Origin of the sequence: Enterococcus sp. DIV1304_2, from assembly GCF_050555445.1 — a bacterium.
GTDB lineage: Bacteria > Bacillota > Bacilli > Lactobacillales > Enterococcaceae > Enterococcus_B > Enterococcus_B pernyi.
Genome location: NZ_CP187851.1, coordinates 418,329 through 438,171, shown reverse-complemented (window position 1 = coordinate 438,171; position 19,843 = coordinate 418,329). Strand labels below are relative to the sequence as shown.

Here is a 19,843-nt window from a genome sequence, read left to right as displayed (position 1 = left end):
AGTCGTAAAATCCTCTTTTCCATTCATTCTTCGTTTTTTAGTATCGTTTAATGCGCGATCATTTCTTGCGCGATTTCTTTTCCAGTCATTTCTTCAGGATAGAAAGTTGGCCAATTGTCCATTTCTTCTAGTAACGCTTCTTGGCTTTCATTTCCTAAATAGATATGGAAATGGTCTGATTTGGTAGGCGCAATCGAGTGGTCACTGAATTGTACATACTTGAACGCACCAGAATCAGGATCTTCCGCTTCAAACAAGAAACGGACACCGCGATTACCTGCTGAATAGTTCAAGATTTCTTTACCAGCATAACGGTATTTCGATTCTTTAACTTCGCCATCCTTGAAAGTAAAAATCATCGTATCATCTTTGATCTCAATTTTTTCGACATCTGTTTTGTAGCCTATTTCATAATATTCACGATACTCTTCAGCTGTCATATCTGGATTTGTTTTGGCTTTATATTCAAATACTTGATCAAACGTTCCATCTGCCATATACGTATCGACAGTTTGCCAGATACCATTCCAATCCGACAATGGACGGTCTTGGACCTCTGAATCTTCAAAATAACCATTATAAACTGTTTTTTCTTTTTCAGGTTTCAATGTATCTTCTAATGGATTTTCAGTATCCGTCGTTTTTTGGAGCGCTTTTAAGTTTGCTTCCATGATTGAAATGTACGTTTCACCGTTATCCATTTGCTCTTTTGTCAATCCTTCTAAAGGATTCAATACTGCTAACGATACGCCTGCTTCAGTAGCTAAAGTACGAGCGATACTGTCTTTGGCATTCTCTTCAAAATAGATATATTCAATCCCATGGTCTTCAACAAATTCTTTTAACTCGGCAATTCTTGCAGCAGATGGTTCTTCACTTGAAGAAAGACCGGCAATTGGTACTTGATTAAGACCATATTCTAGAGCTAAATAATTGAACGCAGCGTGTTGGGTCACAAATGATTTTTGTTTTGCTTGACCTAATGTTTCTTTAAAAGTGTTGTGTAGCGTTTCTAATTCTTCTAAATAAGAGGCAGCATTTTCAGTGAATGCTTCTTCTTTTTCAGGATATGCCTCAATCAATTGGTCACGAATCGTTTCTACTTGCTTCATCGCTAGATTAGGAGCTAACCAAACATGTGGATCTAATTCATGTGAATGACCGTGGTCTCCGTGATCGTGATCATGGTCGTGGTCATCCGCATGATCATCGTGATCATGGTCTTCATGATCGTGGTCTTCATCGTCATGATCGTGGTGATGGCAATGACCATCCCCAGGCAATAACAACATTCCTTCTGTTGCTTTGATTGGAAGTACATCGCCCTCTTTTAAAGTATGTTCAATTGCTGGAACCCAAGTTTCCATATTTTCATCATTATAAACAAAAACATCAGCATTTTGGATTTTTGCCATATCTCTTGCAGAAGGTTCGTAGTCATGTGAATCTGTTCCAGCTGGAATCAATAATTCAACATTTCCCTCCTCACCAACTACTTGCTTCGTAAATTCGTACATTGGATAAAATGTCGTCATTACATTCAAGTTTTCATCATTTTGTGCATTTGTATTTGTTGCAGTATCTCCTGTGCCACAACTTGCAAGGATCCCTGTCAACAGTAATCCTCCTACCACCTTGATCCAACGTTTCATTTTATTCGCTCCTTCTCATCTTCTTTCTCTATTTGATTACGATTAATAAACACAAATCGTAATAGTTACGTTTTAGCAACAGGAATTAATTTAGCATAGAATCAAACCAACCGTCAAGCATTATTACTAAATTTATTTTATTATCGAAATTCGATTGATTTTTCAACTGTATCATTTTCTTTTTATACCCGTTTCAGATTATAATAACTTGGAGTAGGACAAGGTTGTGAAAGAAGCGGTCAGCACTGAGTAATAAGACAGGAAAATCAAAAATGGTTTTTTCATTTTGGATTTTCTTGGCTTATTATTGAAGTGTTGCTTCTTGAACACCGTTTATCTAGGTTGTGAAAGAAGCGTTTTGACCTGAGCAGTAAGATGGAAAATCAGAAAATAGCTTCTCATATTTTTCATCGTTTGGCTGTCTATTAAAAAGGCTTCATTCGATCTCAATAGTTGCTTCGTGAGAATAGCCCAACCCAAAAACCAACTACTTATTTCAAGAGAAAGGAGAACTATCGTGGAAAAAAAACCGAAAGAATCTTCCCGACTGATTCGTTTTTTAGGAGGGAAAACTTCGTATTACGTTCTAGGATTACTTGTGATGATCGCGTTGGTCATTTACTTTTTCCAAAAGATTGCTTTTATATTCAAACCACTGGTTGTCATTTTTATCACGACTTTACCACCAGTCCTTTTTGCTTTGGTCATATATTATTTATTAGAACCTTTGATCAAACGTCTCAGCAAGAAACTCTCACGTAATCTGTCAGTCATTTTAGTTTTTGTTATTATTTTATTGCTGATTGGCTTAGGAGGTGTCTGGCTGTTTCCGTTTTTAGAACAGCAAGCAACCACATTGATTCAACAACTACCTGACCTATTCCAAGATTTCCAACAAACGTTGAAGGACTTTTTAGCACAGACACCATTTTCTGATTCATTCAATCAATTCTTTGCATCGATCGATGATTTCACCGATAACTTTACTTCATTCATCGGTAACTATTGGCAGAGCGGTGCAGAAAGTCTAGGAAATCTATTCTCAGCGGTCACAACGACCTTTATCACTTTATTTACTGGTCCGATCATTGCCTTTTTCCTTTTAAAAGATCCGCACAATTTTTATCAATCGGTCTTAGGTATCGTTCCACCAAAATTTCGCACAGATTTTCGGACTTTGACTAAAATTGCGAACCAACAATTAGGTGCTTTCTTAAAAGGACAAATCATCGCTTCTTTCATTCTAGGCGCCGTTTACTGGGTAACTTTTTTATTGATTGGCTTAGAATTTGCAAGTATTCTGGCTATCGCTGCTGGTTTATTATGTATTATTCCTTATATCGGTCCATTCATCGCTTTCTTTCCGGGACTATTCATTGCTTTTCAAGATTCGACGTTCATGGCTGTAAAATTTGTGATCGTCTGGTTCGTTGTCCAGTTGCTTCACGGAGATCTTGTGGTCCCTCGTGTGATGGGTGATCGGTTACAGATCCACCCCATCACGATTTTGATTGTCTTATTAGTCATGGGAGATCTTCTAGGAATCATGGGCGTCATTTTTGGTATTCCGATCTATACATTGATCAAACTACTCGTTGTTTTTCTCTTTAGAAAATTCAAACAGCGTTACAATAAGTTTTATGGGGATCAAGGCGTTTATCAAAAAGCTGATTTTTCAGAGAAGGATTACTTTAAGTAACAAAAAAGGATAGGCGTGAGACATGAGTCCACTCCTATCTTCTAAAAAACTATACGGTATTCATCGAGCAACCTTTCAGAGATGAGCAAATCCCATAAATAGGAAGTGGGACATTAGCACTCTTCCACCACCTAAAACCGAATAAACGGCGGGAGCAGAAGTAACCTCTTCGGAAATAAGGCGCCATCCACAAAAATTTGAAGAACAATTTTCGTGGATGGCGCCTTATTTCTCGAGGCTAAACACTTCTGTCCCGGCCTCATTTTTCAAACTATTCGTTTGTCACAGCCTCTACTTTTCTTGCACTAATAGTGCGACTGCTTGATAAGGTTGTAACTTCATTTCTTTTTCAACTGTCGTTGGGTAGTTACTGATCAATACTTCCGCACCTACAAATTCTTCCGGTAATTCCACCGACGTTTCTTTCGCGTAAAAATTGGTCAGAACTAATAATTTTTGATGATCGGTTTGTCTAAGATAGCCATAGACTTGTGGATGCTCAGGTGCATAGGCTTTGTAATCACCATTAGCAATCACTGGATATGTTTTTCTTAGTTGGATCAGTCTTTGGTAATAGGCAAAAATCGACTGTTCTTGCTTTTGCTCGTTTGCTACATTAATTGTTTCATGCTTCGATGCTAAAGGTAACCAAGGTGTCCCTGACGTGAAGCCAGCTTGTGGTTCATCTGTCCACTGCATCGGTGTGCGTGAGTTATCTCGTGACTTTGCTTTAATTCGTCGAAAGGCTTCTTCTGGCGTGAATCCTTGTTCTTGTAACAGGTTATATGCGTTTAAGCTTTCAATGTCCCGATAGTCAGAAATCGAATCGAAGTCAGGATCGATCATCCCGATTTCTTCTCCCATATAGATATACGGAGTACCTCGATTTAAATGGATCATCGTGGCCAACATTTCTGCCCCTTGTTTACGGTACTGTTCGACATCGACAAAACGATTTAAGGCACGTGGTTGGTCATGGTTATTCAAAAATAGTGCATTCCAGCCATTTCCTGCGCTCATTTCTTCTCCCCAAGTATGGAACAAACGCTTTAACTCTTCAAAATCAAATGGCGGAGTTGTCCATTTATTGCCATTTTCATAATCGACTTTCAAATGGTGGAAATTAAATACCATTGACAATTCATTTCGTTCTGGTGACGTATATAAAAGACAGTTTTCGATAGTCGTTGAACTCATTTCTCCTACCGTTAGGATTTCAGGGTCTTGGCCAAACGTTTCTTTATTTAAGCGTTGTAAATACGTATGAGTAATTGGTTTATCTGTGTACTCGGCTTTCCCTTCATTTTCCGCGTTGTTTTTCAGTTCCTCGTCTTTTCCGATCACGTTGATTACATCAAAACGGAACCCTTTGACACCTTTATCCATCCAAAAACGAACAACTTTGAATAATTCTTGTTGGACTGCTTCATTACGCCAATTCAAATCAGCTTGCGTTTTATCATACAAATGTAAATAGTACTTCCCTGTTTCGCCGAAGGGCGCCCAAGCGTTCCCACCGAATTTTGATACCCAATCTGTTGGTTCATCTCTTAAAATAAAGAAATCTTGATAATACTTGTCTCCAGCTAATGCTTTTTGGAACCATTCATGTTCAATAGAGACATGGTTCAATACCATATCTAGCATGATGTCGATCTGATATTTTTTTGCTTCAGCGACTAGCTCTTCAAAATCAGCCATCGTACCGAATAATGGATCGATTGCTTGATAATCAGAGATATCATACCCATTGTCTTTTTGCGGGCTTGGGTAAAAGGGATTCAACCAAATCATATCAATGCCCAATTCATTTAAATAAGGCAATTTTTCTTTGACTCCTGGTAAATCACCAATCCCATCACCATTCGTGTCACGATATGACTTGGGATAAATCTGATAAATCACTTTTTCTGTAAACGCCATAAGCCTGTACCTCCAGCTGTTTTTTAACTTATATATACAAGTTGATAATCCAATTATATATGAAACGTAAGCGTTTGTAAATCAATGACGCTAGGAAATGTGTGCCATCATTTTTCCAGCAAATATTTTACGTTAAATCGATCATTCACGCCGCGCTCAATTCATTTAACTATTTATTTTTTTACAAATTCCTTTTTCAAGAAAATAAATTCTTTTAGTTATGTTATATTTAAGTATAGGGTCGTGATATAAATCAGCTTGTAGCATCTAAAATCGATTGAACAGTCTTCAAGTAACATGCTTTTTTCATACATACCCTAAACGATAAAAAGCCAAAAAGCGGAGGATCTCTACTATGACTTTTTTAAAACGTTCCAAATTATTTGCAACACTTGTTTTACTTAGCTTGACAGGAATCACTATTTTTATTTTTTCTAAGATCACTTTTATTTTCAGGCCACTCGAAGCGATCATGGCAAGTATCTTCTTGCCAATCTTGATTTCAGTTTTCGTATTTTATATTTTTCTTCCAATATACAATCAACTCCTCAAATATATAAAATCAAGAACGCTTGCGGTCACACTGATGATGCTACTGATTTTGTTAACTGTGTATTTGACCGTACAAGTGATTTTACCGATCATCATTTTGGAAATCAGTAAATTTATCGGTCAGGTTCCTCAAATTCTTTATGTTTTGGCAGAGAATCTAGATGGTTCCTTATTAGAAGAACGCTTGCTCCCATTTATTGATACACTGGAATTGAACCAATTGACACGTTTTGTTTTACAATTTGTTTCAGGTGCCACTTCAAGTTTAGTCAATGTATTCGAAATCGTTTCGCGCTCTGCGATCATTCTCTTTACGATTCCACTCTTACTGATTTATATGTTCAAAGATGGCGACAGGATTCCAGCTATATTGACACGCTACACGCCTAAGAAATTCCATCAGTTAGTCAGAGATTGGTGCCATGATTTCCATTTAGCAGCTTCGACCTATATTAGTGGCAAGCTTTTAGTCTGTACGTATGTAGGTGTGGGGAGTTATCTTGTTTTTAAAGTATTAGGCTTGCCAAATGCGTTATTACTTGCCTTGATTTGTGGATTGATGGATATCATTCCTTATTTTGGTCCGTTTATTGGTGCTGCACCGGCTTTACTGTACGCATTAAGTCAAGACGTGAAAACAGCCTTACTCTTAGTAGCTTTCATCACCTTGATTCAATTTGGGGAATCTTACTTGGTGTCTCCTCTAGTGATGAATAAGATGATTCATATCCATCCAATTGCGACTGTTTTTCTTTTACTTGTCGCTGGGAACTTGTTTGGCTTATTAGGAATGATCCTCGTATTGCCGACGTATACGATCATTCGGGAGATGATCCGTAGCTTTATTCGCTTTAAGAACACTACTGATACAGCTAATTCAACTCATCCAACTGAATAATCCTAGGGATAAACGGGGAACTTTACCGTTTATCCTTTTTTGGCTTTACCTCGAAGCTCTCTTTATCTATTCTCCTCTATCTTTCAACAAAAAAACCGTTTATTGCGATCTTCTTTTTCAAGAATAAGCAATAAACGGATCAGAACTATCGATTGATCTATTCTGTTGGTTCATCGATGAAACGTTGGACCTTCATCTTCAACTGATATTTTTTTCGTAATTCAGCAATCTCCACCATCATCTCTGATTTGTGGTGACGATCGATTGCTTCTTGATCTGTCCAGCGATCTACCAATAAGATCGATTCAGCATCTTCTAAAGGAATAAAATACTCATAACGTTCATTTCCTTCTTGCGCACGAATGCGTTCGACGATTCCTCGCTCTGTCATTTCTTGGGCAAATGCCTTTGCATTGCCTTCTTTACCGCTATATAGGATATTCACAGTAATACTCATCTTAGTCCCCCCACTCGTTATTCATTTGATTTCAATGCATCGATCATATCAATATGCTTCAATTTGAAATGAGTGACGATCATCACGATCACCGTGAATAGAATCGTCAAAGCAGCGGATAGTGTATAAGCAACCCAGGTAATAACTAACGGGAAAATCACTGATTCCATTGAAGCTTGGCGTAAAATAAAGTCGGTCAGCACATAACCGATCCCAAATCCTCCAATGATCCCTAATAAAGTAAAGATGATATTTTCTCGAACGATGTACATCGTGACTTCTTTATCAAAAAAGCCTAATACTTTGATCGTAGAAAGTTCACGTACTCGTTCAGAGATATTGATATTCGTTAAATTGTATAAAACGATAAACGCCAATAAACCAGATAGAACGACGAAAATGATGACCACTGCATCTAAATTTGAAAGAGATTCTTCTTGGTTCTTGATCTGTGTCGAAATAAAAGAGGTATTAGTAACCGCCCCCGTTTTCAATAATTCTTCTGAGAGTGTATCCTCTTCTTCTTTCGACATCTTTTCTGTTTTGAGTAAATACGCATTGGTTGTCATTGGCTGTCCAGAAATCTCTTCATAGTACGTTGGACTCATATAGACAAAATTACCCAAATAATTTTGCAAAATGACTGCCACCGTTCCATGTAATTTTTGTTGATCGTCATCATACATTTCCACCGTATCACCGACAGATAAATCGAATAATTCAGCCGCTTTACGTGTAATCGCAAGCCCATGATCTGGTAGTTCTACCGATTGATCGTCCGTTGTTTTCAAATGGATGAACGTTTCTAATGCTTGTTCATTTTCTGGTACCATCAAAGTCAAACTTTGTGATGCTTGGCCTTTTTTACGTAGTTCAATCGTTTGCGAATCAATCGCTAAACGATCAGTGATCTTCGCTTGATCATCCATTGCGTCATTGATTTCTTTTTGACTCGTTTCATCAGTTTGATTGGTCGTTACGATCGCTTGATAATCAATGATTGGTCCAAACTGTTTGGCAGAAACCGAGCTAAGCGAATCCTTTAGCCCAACTCCTGCGACCATCAATCCTGCACAACCGGCAATTCCGATGATTGCCATGAACATCCGTGATTTATAACGGAAAAGATTACGATAACTGATTTTTTGATTGAAGCTTAAACGTGACCAAAGAGGAGTAATGTATTCTAAAAGAATTCTTTTCCCCGGTTTCGGTGCTTTAGGCTGTAACAAAGCAGCTGGTCGTTCGCGTAGATCTTTGAATAGAACTAACATCGCTGCACCAAAAGCAGCAATGAAGAACGCAATAGCTGCTTGGATGATTGGTGGCCAATCATAGAAAATCACCGCACTGCCAATATCATAACGTTCGTTTGAAAGCTCAAAAATGATCCGTGGCAAAAGATTGGTTCCTAATATCGTTCCTAAAATGATTCCGATACCTGAAGCGAGACAAGCATAAATGGCATATTTTTTGGCAATCTCCAATTTACTGTATCCTAAGGCTTTCAATGTACCGATTTCTCGTCTATTTTCTTCTACCATCCGTGTCATCGTGGTAAAAGTGATCAATGCTGCAATAAAGAAGAAAAAGACTGGAAAGACATTTGCGATGGCTGCGATGCGTTCAGCTAGATCGCCAAATTCCTGAAAGCCGACATTTTCCGATCGCTCTTGGAAAAGATAAGTTGGCTTGGCTAATTCATTGATTTTTTCTTCATTCTCCGCAATAGATGCTTCGGCCTCTGTTAGCTCCGCTTCTTTTGTTGTCAATTGTGCTTCTTGCTCTGATAATTGACTTTCTTGTTCCGCTAAAGCACTCAATGCCGGTGTTCGCTGCGGTTCAGGTAACTGCTCCAAGACTTGACGTTGTTGATCAATCTGCGTTCTCGCTGCTTCTAATTGACTTTTCGCATCAGCCACTTGTGATTTTCCGGCTGCGATTTCTTGTTTTGCAGGGCCTAAAGCATCCTTGCCCTCTTGCTTCAGCTGTTCTAAACGTTGTTGCGGTCGCTCTTCAAACAACCCTTCCAGCTTTTCGATGTTTTTTTCCATCTCTTCTTGGTATTCTTCACTGTACGTATTTAAATCGTCGACATTTGCAAAGTCAAGATATAATACGGATTGGATATCTGTTTTAAAATTATCTTGGGGGACATAGGCAAAGTAATCAATACTCCCATTCCCTACATTTGCAAAACCTCGTTCTAAATTATTGATGAATAACGGCGAGCGGACAAAACCTGTAATCTTGTATGCCGTCTCTTTCAAGTCATCTGATTCAATCGTGTAGGTGTCACCGATGCTGTATCCTTGATTTTTTGCCTTCTCATCTAGTACAAGTTCATCATCCGATTGTGGCAAGCGACCATTGATCACCGTCAACTCATTTTGTTTCATATCTGGAGCGTAAGAGAATACTTGGACAACTTCATTTTTATTGGCATTCGCGTAATATAGTTGTTTGCCCGTTTCAACGGTTACATCTGAGAGTTTCTCTGCTTCTGCAACATCTTCTTTCGTCAATCCTGCTGTCGAAATGATCTGTAGATCAGAGAGTTTACCTGCCCTGACATATTCATCCATCGTTTTTTGCATCACAGGACCAGCTGTCTTGACGCCTACATATAAGAGCGTGCCGAGTAAAATGATCAATATAATCGCGATAAAGCGTCCTTTTGATTGGCGTATTTCACGAAATCCTGCTTTGAGGTAAGTTCTATTTTTCATGGCAAACCTCCTTACCAAACAAGTTCATCGATAGATGAAGGCTGTTCATTCAATTCGACTGCACGGACTTTTGCATCGTTGATATGGATTACTCGGTCAGCGATTGGTGCTAAAGCCGAGTTATGTGTAATGATCAAAACGGTATTGCCATGTTCACGACTAGCATTTTGCAACAATTTCAATACTTGTTTTCCTGTTTCAAAATCCAATGCGCCAGTTGGTTCATCACAAAGTAATAATTTTGGGTTTTTCGCAAGCGCTCGTGCAATCGACACACGTTGTTGTTCGCCCCCTGATAATTGTGATGGGAAATTATTCAACCGGTGCGCAAGCCCAACTTGTGTCAAAACTTCTACAGGATCTAACGCATTTGGCGAAACTTCTGTTGCCAATTCAACATTTTCTTTTGCAGTTAAGTTAGGAACAAGATTATAAAATTGAAAAACAAAGCCAACATCTGTCCGGCGATAAGCCGTTAATTGTTTGTCATTGAATTGAGCAATATCTGTTTCATCAATAATGATCTGTCCCTCATCCGGTGTATCCATCCCACCTAAAATATTCAATACCGTTGATTTCCCTGCTCCACTAGGCCCAAGAATAATCACTAATTCTCCTTTTTCAATGGAGAATGAAATATCGTCATTCGCTGTAATCGTTGTTTCGCCCATCTGGTAACGCTTAAATTCATTTTTTACTTCTACATATTTCATAAAACTTCCACCTTCATTCTCCCTTTTATTTATCTATTTGGTAAATCTCTTATATTTTAACACTGAAATGAAAGGTTGTGAAAAAAACCTTTTCAAAAGAGGTCGTGAAAGGCACGTTTAGCACAGAGGCATAAGAAAGAAAAATAGAAAATGGTTCTTTCATTTTTTGATTTTTTTGGCTTATTATTGAAGTTTTACTTCTGGAATACCTTTTATCCGGTTCTAGAGTGTGCAAGATGACGAATATCACAGAATCATCATTTACTTCTTTACGTATTCATGGGAAAATGACACTAAGAAAGAGATAGGAGTATAGCAATGGCAAAGAAAAAAGTGACGATCAAAGACGTTGCGAAACATTCAGGCGTATCCATCGCAACTGTCTCACTGATCTTGAATGGCAATGAAGCAAAATTCCATCCAGATACGGTCAAAAAAGTAGTAAAAGCAAGAGACGAATTAGGTTACCAACCCGATTACATTGCACGTCAAATGATCACAAAGAAAACAAAAACCATCGGTGTTCTTGTCCCTGATATCACCAATCCTTTTTTCAATACGTTGATGCAAGGGATCGAAGACTATCTTTATCAACAAAATTTTGTCACGATTCTATGCAATGCAGATTTTGATCATCAAAAAGAAACGGATTATTTACTTGAGTTGACGCAACGTGGTGTCGACGGGTTTATTATTGCCTCTTCGGCTGTCTCAACGATAGCCCTTCAAGTTTCTTTGAAGAAACAAGGGAAACCATTTATCGTATTAGATCAGAAAAAAGCAGAAGGTTCTAGTGATGCGGTCTTAACAGATGATTATCAAGGTGGGTACTTAGCCGGTGAGCATCTACTAGGCTTAGGTCATCAGGAAATTGCTTTAGTCTATCCACAACAGACACCGCAAAATGTCCAAAATCGGATAGATGGTTTCTTAGCAGCGTGTAAACATGTGGATCATTCTGAGAAACAGATTCATTGGTTCCCTACTCACTTTTCAAAAAAAGGGGGCTATGAAATCGTTCCTGATTTACTTTCCTCTGCTACTACAGCGATCTTCGCATTGAATGACGAACTAGCTTTTGGTGTATATCGCGGATTAGCGGAGCAAGATAAACTCATTCCCGAAGATTATAGCATCATTGGCTATGATAATATTGATATGTGTGAATACATGAAGCCTAAATTAACGACCATTGCTCAACCCATTTTAGAGTTAGGTAAAGCGACTGCTCGTTTACTCTTAGAACGCATCCAACACCCTGATAAATCATGGGAAGAACTTTTATTGCCCGTAGAGTTGATCCAACGTTCCTCAACTCAATCGATCGATCTCTCCGCCCCACAATAACACGAATATTTGTTGCGAATCAATGATGACTGAACCTGTTATCATTGGTTTTTAAAATAATGCGTTATTTTATATTTTTATTTCTTCCATAAAAAGCCAGCAACCAGGGCTTTTTTTTACGTTCGTTATTTAACGAAATGTTTTGAAGAATTGATAAATCTTTGGTAAACTTATAGTAAGTGTACTCATTTCCCCCAAAATTTGTGCCCCCACAAATGAAATAGGGTACATCAAACAATGAATGTTCAAACGAAATGAATAGCTACTTAATACTTTTGTCCAATGTTTATTTGTTTTTTATTCGTGAATCATGATTGAATATATTCACGAAATCAAGCAACTGACAGAACAGATGCAACTTTATTAGTGCAACTGTGGAAAAAGAAAAGGAGTATTTCGTTATGAAGAAAAAAACAGCAATACGCCTACTTGCAGCATCTTGGCTGATTGCTCCAACTTTGTTATCTACACAGCCTGCATTTGCTACAATCAGGCGAACACAGACATCCGAAAGCACGATCGTTGCGGAGTCACCTTCAGCTACGACCGATTCAAGTACTAATGATTCCACGCTATCAAGTTCTTCAACAGATTCTTCCGATAATCCAGAGGAATCAACGGAAGAATCGACCGAAACAGCCACTCGGACGCTATCGATTGCTCGGAATTTACGTGGAAAAATCAAATTGAAGATCGTTGATGAAGAGAAAGAAAAATCTGAGATCAAAACAAGAGAGTACACAGAAGAAGATTTTCTAGAGATTTCTAAGTCTGGCAAAGTCAAAGACTTAAAAGAAGGAACCAAAGTTACATATATGATCACACCTGAAACGAATGAACAATTAGTTTCTGTCAAAATCGAAGGTGCGCAAGAAATCGACTATACCAAACAAATTTTTACAGTCGGCGTGACTGATTTAACGATCTCCGCAAAATTTGAGTCGTCGACTTCCCCTTCTGAACCAACCTCTCCAGAAGAAGAAACGACGGATTCTTCTGAGCCAACGCCAGTTACTCCAGATATTCCGGATAGTGGTAATAATGGCAATACTGGCAATTCGGGAAATAATGGCAACAACAACGGAAATTCAACTACAGGAAATACGACAAATCCTTCACGACCACCAAGTTCTTCAAATAATAATGGGAATACAAGTGGTTCTACTGGATCAACAAACAATAATGGCTCATCTTCAAACCAGACAACAAACACTAATCGGCCTCAGACGCCCGATCGAATTGAAAACCCAGCTTCAGAATCATCTGATTTTGTTGTAAAAACACCGATCGAAGCAATTTTACCGGCCAACACAACAAGCACCCAACAAGCACTTGTAAAAGAAGCATATCGCCAGCTGGGAAAACCATATGTTTGGGGTGCCAAAGGTCCTACGACTTTCGATTGTTCTGGTTTGACTTATTACATTTATAAAAAAGTAACTGGCCATTCGATTGGAGGTTGGACAGGGGAACAACAATACGCGGGTACACAAATCCCTGTCGAGAATGCTCAACCGGGCGATCTAGTTTTTTGGGGACCTGCTTCGGGTACTACCCATCATGTAGGTATTTATATTGGTAATGGGAATTACATCCATGCCCCTCAACCGGGTGACCATGTGCGGATCACTTCCATCAAGGATTACAGACCCGACTTTGCCTTACGTGTCAATATAGCTGGTTTACCACGAGCGACAAATTCGTTAGCTAATTCACCGATTTTAGATGGGATCAACGATTCATTCCATTTCGCACAAAATCAAACAACAGATCAGTTTGTCGAAAAAATTGCTGAAGATGCTCGAGAAATTGGGCAAGAAGAAAATATTTATGCTTCTGTTATGATGGCACAAGCTATTCTAGAAAGTGGTTCTGGCAACAGCTTGCTTTCTCGTTCACCGAACTATAATCTTTTTGGGATCAAGGGCGCTTATAAAGGGAGTAGTATTTCCTTCAACACCTTAGAACAAACAGCAGCTGGGCAAAACTATCAAATCCGTGCAGCATTTCGTAAATACCCATCTTATAAAGAAAGCTTAGAAGACTACGCAGATTTGATCAAAAACGGCTTATCTCATAATGCTGATTTTTACAAACCAACCTGGAAATCTGAGACTAAAGATTACCGAGAAGCAACGAAGTATTTAGAAGGGCGCTATGCGACAGATCGACAATATTCTAGGAAATTGAATGCTATCATTGAAGCCTATGACTTGACGCAATACGACGAACCAAAAGAACAAGAAAAACAGGATTCTGAAACAAATGAGCGAATGGATTCCTTTGTCGTTCCTACTCGTTGGCGAAATTCTTCGTCTACCTCATCTAGAATGACCATTTCGTTGTTCAATCAAAGAAACCCTTCACTTCTATATCTATCAGAATTAAGATTTGCTTCTTTCTGGGACCTATGGCATCATTTTTCAGTGAGAGAGATCCCACAGAAACTTTCTGTAACGGTCAGAGAAACCGATCAGCCACTTGCTAGTCGCTTGAACCTTGATCGTGTCTTTCGGATGAAACAATTTTTGAGATAGCAAAAATGGACACACATCAAAGAACCAAAACTCAGAAGTGGATGGAATACTTCTGAGTTCTGGTTCTTTTTATGTATCTTACTCCACCTAAATAGGCGTTGGAAAGGTGCATTATTGGTTAGAAAAAATATTTGGCAATTTCTGATAACCTTTCTTTCGTTTGAGGATCAATTTGATCAACCACTTGAAGATTACTGCGTTGAGATAAATCGATGCTTCGGATATGTTGACATAATATCGTTCCTTTGATTGTATTCATCACTGTATCAGAAATTGTTTGAAATGCACCGGAGCGTTGATGTTTTTCCTGTAAATATTTTGTTGAACTACTGATGGGCATGACTAAAACGGTATTGAAAATCTTATTATAGTTATTATTGCTAATGATGACACACGGGCGTTTTTTTGCTAGTTCGTTCCCTTTTGTTGGACCCAAATCTATAAAAATAATATCCCCTTGTTTTACCATTCGATTTTCTCCTCACCTACATCCTCTCCAAAATCAACAATTTCTGTATCATAACTCGCGTATTCTTCCGCCACAGCCAATTCATGCTTCCAAAATCCTTCAAAATCCAGATTGTTTTTTTCACTAGTCACTTTAATTTCACCTTCAGGTGTGAATTCAAAAATAACTCTCTGATTCTCTTTCAAGCCTAATTTTTGACGCACACTCTTAGGGACAGTGATTTGATTTTTAGATGTCATTTTAGCTGAGACTTGCACTTTTTTATCCATAAGTATTCCTCTCCTTTATTCGATTATACCAAAAAAGTAAGGAAAAGTAAGGAATTCCCCAATTTTTAGATAAGCCACTGAACGTAGTAGTTTAAGCATGTCAACTATTTCTCTGATACTTCCTGTAGCAGTAATAAAAAAGAAAAGCAAAGATCGGTAGCAGACTAAAAAAGTAAAGTGCTTGGTTCAATGATAACTGTTGGGCCAAGACACCGCCTAGTAATGGAGAAACAAAGGAAGAAAGCCCCATATAAACACTTATAGACAGAAGTTGTCCGGAGGAAAAAACATTTTTAGGGGTAATCTCACTGATGATCATTCGACTACCGATAGTAAAAGCTGGTACAGTGAAAAACTGCAAGAAACTGGCAGCAAGCAATACTAGCGGCGTTCGTGAAGTTGCATAAATCAAAAATTGCAGGACCAAAAAGAAACCAGAAATAAAAAGCAATCGCTCATTTTTCCATTTTGTTACCGAATGATTCAATAAAAGATACGCTGGAATTTCACAGAAACCTTGAATCGCCCACTTTAATCCTACGAACGTATTTCCACTATCCATTAAGAGTAACTTGTCAATCACGATCGTATTATTGGCGACGATCGTTAAATATAAAAGAAAAAATAGGAACGTATAACATAAAAACTCCCCATTCTTGCACAGCTGATACATATCCGAAAGATTAAATCCCTCATTTTTTTGTTCTTTAGGTTCCTTTGTATCGTGAGGTGTTTGAGGCACTGTTTTTGCGATGTACAAATAACTGATTAGAAAAAAGAGAAAAGGAACGAGCAGCCACTGATAATTATTATTAAAAATGAATACCGGAATACATACACTCATCACACTCCAACCTAAAGAACCTATTGCTTTGATCGACGCAAGGTTGTTTCGCATCTCTGACTCTGATAACACCCAATTATCTAGGACGGTTGCTCCTGTATTGGATAGCCCTCCCGCAATAGCCAGTAAGATCAGATGTACCAGCCAGATGTCTTTTCCTATCAAATAAAAACTGATCGCAAAGCATACGAATAGTACAGAAACTACCATGGCAACTTTTTTTATCTGCTTGCTTCGGTCAGAATAATAGCCAATAAAGATCTGGAAGATCATCGTGGTCACACTGTAAGAAGCCAAAAACCAGCCTCTCTGGACCGCATCATAGCCTTGTTCGGTCAAAAACGGCACGATCTGTGTCATCAAAGTAGCCATCAACGCATACTGAAAAAAATAGACGAGTTGAAATTTATTCTTTACTGCCATATCTACTTTCAAAATGATCGGCTGAAGGATCTCCTCCAGCCGACCCCTTTCATTTTTATAAGTAATACCTAGTGAAGCTCCGGCCAATAAGGAGCATTGACTTCAAGCATTTCATCAAGGATCTCCTTCGCTACTTTTGCACTAGGTACCGTTTTGTTCATGATGAAGGCTTGCCATAATTTTTGATATGATTTTTGTTCCCAAGCATCGACTGCTAACTTCTCAGATGCAATTTGCTGTTCCATTAAACCTTTTTGGAAAGTAGGGATCTCACCAATCGATAGTACTTCATAACCGTCTTTCCCTACGATACAAGGCAATTCGACCATCGCATCGTGATTGAAATTAGAGATGGCACCATTATTCTCAACGATCAGGATCATGCGCTCTTTCGTATTGAATGTCAACGCGCAAGCTAGATCTGTAATAAATGAGGCATGCTCATTAGAGACAAAAAGCGTGTCTTTGGCTGTTTGGTTATTAATAATCCGCTGGCATTCTTCAAAAACGATTTTCTCCCGTCCATCAATGATTTCATTCGCTCTTGTATACTGTTTATCAGCATGAGCAACTGTTTCATCAGCCATCAAATAATATTTTAAATACGTATTGGATAAAAAGGTCGGCTCAATTTCATGTAACTCTTTGGCTGCTAGCATGGTTTCCAACCAGCTTTTTTCTTTGTGTTGGCCTTGTTGTGTTTGTTCTGTATAGCCATATTTTTTTACATGGGCGCTTATTTTCGGCAGCAAGTCATTGCCGTCATGGTCTTTGATGCTTGTCCACCACCCAAAGTGATTCAAGCCAAAATAAGACGTTTCAAAATCTTTTCGATCCCGTAGCCCAATCACTCGAGCCATGATATCTTCTAAACAAACGGGCATGTCACAAATATTGATGATTTTTGAATTGGGGCGAAACCTTCTTGTTGCTTCTGCGACCACTGCTGCTGGATTAGAATAATTCAATAACCAAGCATCCGGTGAATACTTTTCCATATAGTCGACTAGTTCTAAGACTGGCCCGATCGAGCGCAACCCATATGCAAGTCCCCCTGGTCCGCATGTTTCTTGACCTACAACATTATGCTTAAATGGAATTTTTTCATCTTGTTCCCTCATGGCATATTTTCCAACTCTTAGTTGTGCCATGACGATATCAACATCTGTGAATGCCTCTTTGGGATCTGTTGAATAATCAAATTCGATTTCTGGCGCTCGTTCTGCGAGGATGATCGCGCATGCTTTTGCTATAACTGCTTGCCTTTGTTCATCATTATCATAAAATTTGATTTTTCTGACTGGAAATCGTTCTCGGTCTTCTATTAACATCATCACTAATGAAGGTGTATATGTACTCCCTCCACCGGCGATCAAGATTGAACTTTTTTTCTTATTCATAATTATCCTCCTCTTATTTTACGATCAATTCTTCAAATGATTCTCTCACTCTTGGAACAGTTAACCCAACAATGATTTGGATACCACCATTGCCTGGATTGACAAGTCCTGCGGCCCCAGCTTCCTGAAAATCAATAGGACTGGCTACTTTACTTGTATCTTTCACGGTAAGTCGTAACCGTGTGGCACAATTCGTCACATCCAGTACATTCTCTTTTCCACCTACTAACACTAGATAGGCTTGTGCTTGTCTAGCATGTTTAGGTAGGTTTTTCTCTTGTTCACCTTGCTGTGTCTTCTTTTTGTTTTCGTAATCAGCTTTTGAATAAAGTTGTATCTCTGATACATCCTCTTCACGTCCTGGAGTTTTTAAATTGAATTTTTTGATCATGAAGGTAAATACTAAGAACCAGATCGCAGTAAATGTAAGTCCGATCATGATTTGGGTGAGGTAGGTCGAACCATGAAAATTCCAAAGAGGCAACCAATTTAATCCTAACCAATTGATCAATCCACCACCAAAATCACCAACGACGCCAAAAGCGTAAGAAACTGTAGCAATGGACGCATCTAATAGCGCATGGACACCCCATAAAGCTGGAGCAACAAATAAGAACGTAAACTCAATAGGTTCAGTGATTCCTGTCAAAATCGCAGTTAAGGCAGCTGGGGCGATCAATGCAATGACTTTCTTCTTTTTCTCTGGACGAGCGGCTTGAATAATGGCTAAGCTTAAGCCGGCTGTTCCAAATACTTTTGACATGCCTGATAAAGAAAAACCCCCAAAAGGATAAAGTTCTTTAAGCGAAAGTGCACTTGTTTGGAATTCGCCGATATTTGATGCCCAATAAGCAGCCATCCCTCCTTCAACTACCGCACTATCATAAGCAAATGGGGCGTACACAAAATGATGTAAGCCAGTTGGAATAAGGATTTTCTGCAAAAATTGATAGATGAATACACCAAAATTTCCTGAATTGATAAAAAAACCTTGCATGCTTCTCATTCCTTCTTGGATGATTGGCCATACGACACACATCAAAAGTGCTAGAGGAATCATGACAAAAAAAGCGATCATCGTAACGAAAACAGAACCACTAAAAATCGTCAACATCTCTGGTAATTCTTTTTCATAAAAGCGATTATGCAAATAAACCACGATACCTGAGATCAACAATGCTCCGATCATGCCCGTATCTAAAGTAATGATTCCAGCAATCGATGTTAACCCAGAACCAACGGCTGTTCCTTGAGATAGATCCACAGCGAAAGAATTTGGCCATAACGTTAAAATTGCATTGACGAAATAATTGAAAGCAATATAGGTCACTAATGCTTCCATCGTTGCTCGAGCTGCATATTTTTTAGCTAAACTGATTGGTAATCCGACCACAAATAAAAGTGGTAATTGAAAAAATGGTGTCCAGCCACCGGCTGCTACAACATTCCAGAACTTATACCAGAGTGTATCAGGCGCAGCAATATCTCCCATGATCGTTTGATTGGAAAGAAGTAAAGAAAAACCAATAACGATACCAAAAAAAGAAAATAGCATGACAGGTGCTAACATTGCTCCACCAAATCTTTGAATTTTTTTCATCATAGTTTTTTAGTCCTTCATATTTTTTAGTAAGCGCTTTACTGATTCTTAGTTTACTATTAAAATGGATTCCTGAAACACTTTAAGATGATTTAAAAACTCCTCACAGGAAAAAGGTTTTTGTCACAAAATTTGTGAATCGTCACATCCTATCTTCGAGAATAAAACAGGAGGTCAGGTAGTAGTTAATCAAATAAACGGTACATGAAGGCGTATCTTAATAGTGAGGTGAGAACAAGAAGGACACACGCAATTGGAAAATCCTCCAAGTAAGCAAAGGGTGAGTGAAGGCAGTCGATCAACCAAAAATTGACTGATAAAGAATTGGTTA

The 19,843-nt window shown here is 38.5% G+C and carries 14 protein-coding genes; 4 read left to right on the top strand and 10 right to left on the bottom strand.

Annotation, left to right across the window (positions count from 1 at the left end; all coding sequences use genetic code 11):
* Positions 1-47: 47 nt before the first annotated feature.
* On the bottom strand, positions 48-1,652 hold the full coding sequence (locus tag IGJ14_RS02115) for a zinc ABC transporter substrate-binding protein AdcA (protein WP_019723360.1): 1,605 nt from the start codon (positions 1,650-1,652) through the stop codon (positions 48-50).
* Positions 1,653-2,169: 517 nt separating this feature from the next.
* Here IGJ14_RS02115 and IGJ14_RS02110 point away from each other — a divergent pair.
* Positions 2,170-3,351, top strand: a complete 1,182-nt coding sequence (locus IGJ14_RS02110) for an AI-2E family transporter (RefSeq protein ID WP_019723359.1) — start codon at positions 2,170-2,172, stop codon at positions 3,349-3,351.
* Positions 3,352-3,642: 291 nt separating this feature from the next.
* On the opposite strand, the gene treC is transcribed toward IGJ14_RS02110, so the two are convergent.
* Positions 3,643-5,274, bottom strand: coding sequence for an alpha,alpha-phosphotrehalase (treC, locus tag IGJ14_RS02105; protein ID WP_019723358.1), 1,632 nt, complete (start codon positions 5,272-5,274; stop codon positions 3,643-3,645).
* 355 nt (positions 5,275-5,629) lie between these two features.
* Between treC and IGJ14_RS02100 the strand changes: the two genes are divergently transcribed.
* Positions 5,630-6,724 carry an AI-2E family transporter gene (locus IGJ14_RS02100; protein ID WP_019723357.1) on the top strand — a complete coding sequence of 365 codons (1,095 nt, stop codon included), beginning with the start codon at positions 5,630-5,632 and terminating at the stop codon, positions 6,722-6,724.
* A gap of 157 nt (positions 6,725-6,881) precedes the next feature.
* Here IGJ14_RS02100 and IGJ14_RS02095 read toward each other — a convergent pair whose 3' ends face one another.
* From IGJ14_RS02095 to IGJ14_RS02085, 3 genes are read right to left on the bottom strand one after another with little or no spacing between them, the layout of a single operon-like run.
* Positions 6,882-7,181, bottom strand: coding sequence for an antibiotic biosynthesis monooxygenase family protein (locus IGJ14_RS02095; protein WP_019723356.1), 300 nt, complete (start codon positions 7,179-7,181; stop codon positions 6,882-6,884).
* Between the two features lie 17 nt (positions 7,182-7,198).
* The gene (locus tag IGJ14_RS02090; RefSeq protein WP_066026458.1) at positions 7,199-9,910 is read right to left on the bottom strand and encodes an ABC transporter permease; all 2,712 of its coding nucleotides are present in this window, start codon (positions 9,908-9,910) and stop codon (positions 7,199-7,201) included.
* A gap of 11 nt (positions 9,911-9,921) precedes the next feature.
* Positions 9,922-10,623 carry an ABC transporter ATP-binding protein gene (locus tag IGJ14_RS02085; RefSeq protein ID WP_010736355.1) on the bottom strand — a complete coding sequence of 234 codons (702 nt, stop codon included), beginning with the start codon at positions 10,621-10,623 and terminating at the stop codon, positions 9,922-9,924.
* A 318-nt stretch (positions 10,624-10,941) separates the two neighbouring features.
* Between IGJ14_RS02085 and rbsR the strand changes: the two genes are divergently transcribed.
* On the top strand, positions 10,942-11,970 hold the full coding sequence (rbsR, locus tag IGJ14_RS02080; protein WP_019724320.1) for a ribose utilization transcriptional repressor RbsR: 1,029 nt from the start codon (positions 10,942-10,944) through the stop codon (positions 11,968-11,970).
* 401 nt (positions 11,971-12,371) lie between these two features.
* Complete coding sequence (locus IGJ14_RS02075; RefSeq protein WP_195339573.1) at positions 12,372-14,507, top strand: glucosaminidase domain-containing protein; 2,136 nt, start codon at positions 12,372-12,374, stop codon at positions 14,505-14,507.
* Between the two features lie 118 nt (positions 14,508-14,625).
* Here the strand turns inward: IGJ14_RS02075 and IGJ14_RS02070 are convergent, their stop codons facing one another.
* The 5 genes from IGJ14_RS02070 to IGJ14_RS02050 all read right to left on the bottom strand — a co-directional run bounded on the left by IGJ14_RS02070 (position 14,626) and on the right by IGJ14_RS02050 (position 19,515).
* Positions 14,626-14,976, bottom strand: a complete 351-nt coding sequence (locus IGJ14_RS02070; protein WP_019722983.1) for a type II toxin-antitoxin system PemK/MazF family toxin — start codon at positions 14,974-14,976, stop codon at positions 14,626-14,628.
* Positions 14,970-15,245: an AbrB/MazE/SpoVT family DNA-binding domain-containing protein gene (locus IGJ14_RS02065; RefSeq protein WP_019722984.1), complete on the bottom strand. Its 276-nt coding sequence runs from the start codon at positions 15,243-15,245 to the stop codon at positions 14,970-14,972. Before IGJ14_RS02065 ends, IGJ14_RS02070 begins: the two co-directional genes overlap by 7 nt.
* 100 nt (positions 15,246-15,345) lie before the next feature.
* On the bottom strand, positions 15,346-16,512 hold the full coding sequence (locus tag IGJ14_RS02060; protein WP_029594001.1) for an MFS transporter: 1,167 nt from the start codon (positions 16,510-16,512) through the stop codon (positions 15,346-15,348).
* 68 nt (positions 16,513-16,580) lie between these two features.
* Entirely contained in the window at positions 16,581-17,912 is a 1,332-nt protein-coding gene (locus IGJ14_RS02055; RefSeq protein WP_019722986.1) for a 6-phospho-alpha-glucosidase, read from the bottom strand.
* A 13-nt stretch (positions 17,913-17,925) separates the two neighbouring features.
* The gene (locus IGJ14_RS02050) at positions 17,926-19,515 is read right to left on the bottom strand and encodes an alpha-glucoside-specific PTS transporter subunit IIBC (RefSeq protein WP_019722987.1); all 1,590 of its coding nucleotides are present in this window, start codon (positions 19,513-19,515) and stop codon (positions 17,926-17,928) included.
* Between the last annotated feature and the right edge of the window lie 328 nt (positions 19,516-19,843).

What these genes read in the sequence shown, in the direction of transcription:
- IGJ14_RS02065 (WP_019722984.1), bottom strand. Translation starts at nt 15,245, where the DNA reads ATGGATAAAAAAGTGCAAGTCTCAGCTAAAATGACATCTAAAAATCAA.
- IGJ14_RS02100 (WP_019723357.1), top strand. Translation starts at nt 5,630, where the DNA reads ATGACTTTTTTAAAACGTTCCAAATTATTTGCAACACTTGTTTTACTT.
- rbsR (WP_019724320.1), top strand. Translation starts at nt 10,942, where the DNA reads ATGGCAAAGAAAAAAGTGACGATCAAAGACGTTGCGAAACATTCAGGC.
- IGJ14_RS02095 (WP_019723356.1), bottom strand. Translation starts at nt 7,181, where the DNA reads ATGAGTATTACTGTGAATATCCTATATAGCGGTAAAGAAGGCAATGCA.
- IGJ14_RS02060 (WP_029594001.1), bottom strand. Translation starts at nt 16,512, where the DNA reads ATGGCAGTAAAGAATAAATTTCAACTCGTCTATTTTTTTCAGTATGCG.
- IGJ14_RS02075 (WP_195339573.1), top strand. Translation starts at nt 12,372, where the DNA reads ATGAAGAAAAAAACAGCAATACGCCTACTTGCAGCATCTTGGCTGATT.
- IGJ14_RS02070 (WP_019722983.1), bottom strand. Translation starts at nt 14,976, where the DNA reads ATGGTAAAACAAGGGGATATTATTTTTATAGATTTGGGTCCAACAAAA.
- IGJ14_RS02050 (WP_019722987.1), bottom strand. Translation starts at nt 19,515, where the DNA reads ATGATGAAAAAAATTCAAAGATTTGGTGGAGCAATGTTAGCACCTGTC.
- IGJ14_RS02115 (WP_019723360.1), bottom strand. Translation starts at nt 1,652, where the DNA reads ATGAAACGTTGGATCAAGGTGGTAGGAGGATTACTGTTGACAGGGATC.
- IGJ14_RS02055 (WP_019722986.1), bottom strand. Translation starts at nt 17,912, where the DNA reads ATGAATAAGAAAAAAAGTTCAATCTTGATCGCCGGTGGAGGGAGTACA.
- IGJ14_RS02090 (WP_066026458.1), bottom strand. Translation starts at nt 9,910, where the DNA reads ATGAAAAATAGAACTTACCTCAAAGCAGGATTTCGTGAAATACGCCAA.
- treC (WP_019723358.1), bottom strand. Translation starts at nt 5,274, where the DNA reads ATGGCGTTTACAGAAAAAGTGATTTATCAGATTTATCCCAAGTCATAT.
- IGJ14_RS02085 (WP_010736355.1), bottom strand. Translation starts at nt 10,623, where the DNA reads ATGAAATATGTAGAAGTAAAAAATGAATTTAAGCGTTACCAGATGGGC.